The 1,230-nt window shown below is 61.3% G+C and carries 1 protein-coding gene; it reads right to left on the reverse strand.

All coding sequences use genetic code 11. From position 1 onward, the window contains the following. Positions 1 to 10: 10 nt before the first annotated feature. Entirely contained in the window at positions 11 to 1,171 is a 1,161-nt protein-coding gene (locus F4U94_RS24075) for an IS30 family transposase (protein ID WP_120250580.1), read from the reverse strand. Positions 1,172 to 1,230 lie beyond the last annotated feature (59 nt).

Below are 1,230 nucleotides of genomic sequence, written 5' to 3' on the forward strand. Positions count from 1 at the left end.
GGTGGTGGGTTCAACGGGTGGTGGCAACACAAGCTTGGAAGCGCTCTGCAGGCGTTTGGTACTCGAGCGTTTTCCTGGGTCGTTCGTTGAGTTGCCGGGCAACGGCACTCAGTTTGGCCTGGCTGTATAGCGACAGATCGGTTCCTCTAGGGAAATATTGTCTTAGCAGGCGATTGGTGTTTTCGTTGGATCCTCGCTGCCAAGGCGATTGCGGGTCACAGAAATAGACTTCGACATCGGTAGCCAGCGAGAGGCGTGGATGATCGGCCATTTCCTTGCCGCGGTCCCAGGTAAGCGACTTGTAGAGTTCGCGCGGCAGGCGCTGCGTCTGCCTGATCAGCGCCGACACGACGCTCCTTGTATCCTTGTTGGCGACCTTGACCAGCATCACATAGCGCGAATGCCGTTCGACGAGCGTTGCGATGTAGCTGTTCTTCGTGCCGCCGATCAGATCGCCTTCCCAGTGACCGGGAATGGCGCGGTCCTCGACCGACGCGGGGCGCTCGCTGATCGACACGGCATCCTTGATCTGGCCGAGGCCATTGCGCTTGAGGCTGGCGTGCCGGGATCTGCGGATGGTGCGCCGGGCGCGCAGATGCTCCAGCAGTTCCTTCTTCAGAACGCCCCGCGCCTGTATGTACAGGCTTCTGTAGATGGTTTCGTGCGACACTTGCCTGTGCGGCTCCTGCGGAAAGCTGCGCCTGAGCCACCCCGCAATCTGTTCAGGTGACCATTTGCGGCGCAGCTTGGCCGATACTGCCCGGGCCAGTGGCGGCGAGCAAGCCAGCTTGCAGGGCTTGGGACGCAAGGCGCGATCCCATGCTGCCTGGTCGGATGTCGTGGCGCGATACCGCGCGAGGCCGCCATTGCGCCTGACTTCCCGACTAATCGTCGAGGGCGCGCGGCCCAGTCGCCGTGCTATCGCACGCAAGGGTTCGCTGACGCTCAGGCCTCGCGATATCTCCTCCCGCTCGGCAAGGCTCAGCGCAAGGCTGCCACGCTTGCGATCGGCGGGCCGGATACCGCCAGTCGGCGAAATCACCGAAAATACCGACGATGACTCTCGATCAAACCTGCGTCCAATCGAACTCATCGACTCCCCGCGCTGCCAACGATCCCATATCTCCGCTCGCTGGCTGGCCGTGTAATATATCCGACGACGCTGCTTCATCGTGACACTCCATCTTACTCAAAAGATTAAAGTGTTGCCGCCACCCGTTGAACCCACCG

The organism is Sphingobium limneticum (assembly GCF_008710155.1).
Lineage (GTDB): Bacteria > Pseudomonadota > Alphaproteobacteria > Sphingomonadales > Sphingomonadaceae > Sphingobium > Sphingobium limneticum.